At 61.1% G+C, this 3,114-nt stretch carries 2 protein-coding genes; both read left to right on the plus strand.

The genetic code is table 11. The features are described 5' to 3' along the window. Window positions 1-1,000 (plus strand): FG-GAP repeat protein (locus tag J4G14_15245; GenBank protein ID MCE2459144.1); only part of this gene is annotated, 1,000 nt, incomplete at its 5' end. After that, window positions 910-3,114: fibronectin type III domain-containing protein (locus tag J4G14_15250; GenBank protein ID MCE2459145.1), on the plus strand; the 2,205-nt coding region annotated here is incomplete at its 3' end. The genes J4G14_15245 and J4G14_15250, both read left to right, overlap by 91 nt.

The raw sequence follows: 3,114 nt of genomic DNA on the forward strand, positions 1-3,114 counted from the left end.
CGAAGGCTTCGCCACTGAGGGGCTCAACGGTGCGGCCCACGTATTCACCAGGGATTCGGAGACCGGTAGATGGCGCCATGTCGCCAGGTTGACCGCCTCCGACGGCGAGCACAGTGATCAACTGGGGCATTCAGTATCCATTGACGGCGACACCGTGGCGGTCGGGGCTTGGCTGGACAGCACGGGCGATGACATCTTCCACGGTTCGGTGTACGTGTTCACCAAGCCAGCCAACGGCTGGGCCGACGCGACCGAGACCGCCAAACTGACAGCCTCCGATGGCGATGTCCTTGATCATCTAGGTATCTCCGTAGCTGTGGACGGTGACACCGTTGTGGCTGGGTCAAACGGACGCGCCCTCGACCCCTCTGCCACCCAACCAATCCACAATGCCGGAACCGTATACGTGTTCGTCAAGCCGACCACCGGCTGGGCCGACGCCAACGAAACGGCCCTGCTGACCGCCTCCGACGGCGAGCGCAGTGATGAGTTGGGGTATTCCGTATCCATTGACGGCGATACCGTGGTGGCTGGGGCCTGGAAGGACGACGTTTCGGGCGATGACAAGGGCTCGGCTTACGTGTTCGTCAAGCCCGTCGGCGGCTGGGCGGACGCCAGTGAAACGGCCAAACTGACCGCGTTGGACGGCGGGGATGGTGACAAATTGGGGCGCTCCGTTGCCGTGGACGGCGATACCGTGGTCGTCGGAGCATCAGGAGACGACGACGAAGGCAGCAATTCCGGCTCGGTCTATGTATACACCAAGCCCGCCACCGGCTGGGCAGACGCGACTGAGAACACCAAACTGACAGCCTCCGATGGCGCGTCGGGTGATATCTTGGGGTCCTCCGTAGCCGTGGACGGCGACACCGTGGTCGCCGGAAAGGCGGCGATTCCGGCTCGGTCTACGTGTTCACTAAAGACTCCGACGGCTGGAGCGAGAAGTTTAAGGTCACGGCCTCGGACGGAGCGGCAGATCATTACTTGGGGAGATCTGTAGCACTAGACGGCGACACGTTGGTCGCCGCGGCACCCAATGCCGACGGCATCGCCGTTGAATCCGGTTCGGCCTACGTTTTCGAGATCGGTGGGAACTGGACGGACATCTCCGGCAGCGGAGACGAGACCACCTCCCACACGATTGCCAACCTGCTCAACCGCACGGCCTATACCTACCGAGTCCGGGCGGTGAACGCCAGCGGCGAAGGCCCAGTATCCGAGGGCACAGCCGTCACCTCGAAGTGCTACAACGGCACAGCCGTGCCCAACCAAGCCAACGAGCTGGGCCTGGTGAAGGACTGCATAGCGCTGCTTGCGATGAAGAGCGATCTGCCCAGAGATGGGTGGCTGAACTGGAGCGCAAGCAGAGACATCCGCGATTGGAACAGAATCACCGTGGAGGACTCCCAGGACCGGGTTGTATTCCTCAACCTCTACTCGATGGGTCTAAGGGGACCCATCCCAGCCGCTGTCTACGAGCTCGACCGGCTCAGAGGCCTACACCTACACAAGAACGAGCTGACCGGCCCCATTTCCAAAAGGATCGGCGACTTCACCGACATGATGGACATCTACCTATCCCAGAACCAGCTTACCGGCTCCATACCTGAAGAGATCGGCGACCTCAACCATATCCAGCAGCTGCATCTGTCGCAGAACCAGCTTACCGGCTCCATACCTGAAGAGATCGGCGACCTCACCAAGCTCAGAGGTCTCACCCTGCATGCCAACGAGCTATCCGGCTCCATACCGACCGAGATCGGCAACCTCACTAAGCTCGGTCAGCTCAATCTAAGTTCGAACGAGCTGTCCGGGTCCATACCGACCGAGATCGGCAACCTCACGAGTCTCAGGGGTCTCACACTGGGCGGCAACGAGCTATCCGGGTCCATACCTGTGGAGATTGGTAACCTGACGAAGTTGGAGAATCTGGTGCTTAGCGGGAACGGCCTGTCCGGCGGCATACCTGCCGAGATAGGCAACCTGCCAAAGCTCAAATACCTCTGGCTCGGCTGGAATGATCTATCCGGCTCCATACCGAGCGAAATCGGGGATCTCACCAAGCTCAGAACTCTCGATCTCAGCTCAGCCGGACTGAGCGGCGAAATACCGGTGGAGCTCGGCAACCTTGACGAACTCGAAGGTCTGTACCTCTCGGATAACGACCTGGTCGGCCCGGTACCGGCTGTCATCGGGACCCTGGATGAGCTTGAGCGGCTTTACCTCGACGGCAACTCCCTGGCCGGTGGGCTGCCGCGGGCACAGGGAAGCCTTCCCAGCCTGGAGGAGACCAGGATCGACTACGTCGAAGGCAACACCTACCCGTTGGTGAGGATGCCCAGCGACGTCAGCTGGACGCTGGTCAATAGGGACGCGGACCAGTTCTCCATCGACTCCTCCGGTCGGTTGACTTTCAATTCGGCGCCCGACTTCGACAATCCGACCGACGCCAACGAAAACAAGGTATACGAGGTGTGCATAGCCGATTCGTCTGTCACCACCTCGGACTGCTGGTACTGGACGAGCGGACTGAAGCTCGAGGTGACGGTCACCGCCTCCACGGCTGAGGAAGTGCCCGCCGCGCCTTCGGACTTCGTTGCCGCCACCACGGCCCGCGCCCAGTTCACGCTCAGCTGGGGCGGTCAGACCGCCTCGACCCTGAGGTACCAGCTTAGTGTTAACGACGAGGACTTCAGCGACATCAGCGGCAGCTCCGGCGGCACCACGGAAACGACCCTGACCGGCCTGAACTACGGGCAAGAGTACAAGTTCGAGGTGCGCGCCGTGAACGCCATCGGGACCGGTGCCGAGTCCACGGTCAGCGCCACCATGGGCTTGCTCGCCGGCTCCGTGCTGGTGAGCAGCATGGAGCAGCATGGTTATTTTGCCAGCACTAACGATGTGCGCGTTACTCAGGGATTCAAGACCGGAAAAAATGGTCATGGTTATCTTCTGAAAGGCATCGATCTGAACGTATACACCGCACCAGGCGAAGGGACCCTCACGGTGAAGATCAGGCGCGCCAACTCGTCGGGGGATCCTGGCGATGACCTGTACACCCTGACCAATCCCGACTCTCTTGCTACGGGCGTCCGATATTTCGCCGCTCCCGAG

It is taken from the genome of Dehalococcoidia bacterium, assembly GCA_021295915.1.
Lineage (GTDB): Bacteria > Chloroflexota > Dehalococcoidia > Lucifugimonadales > UBA1123 > VXRN01.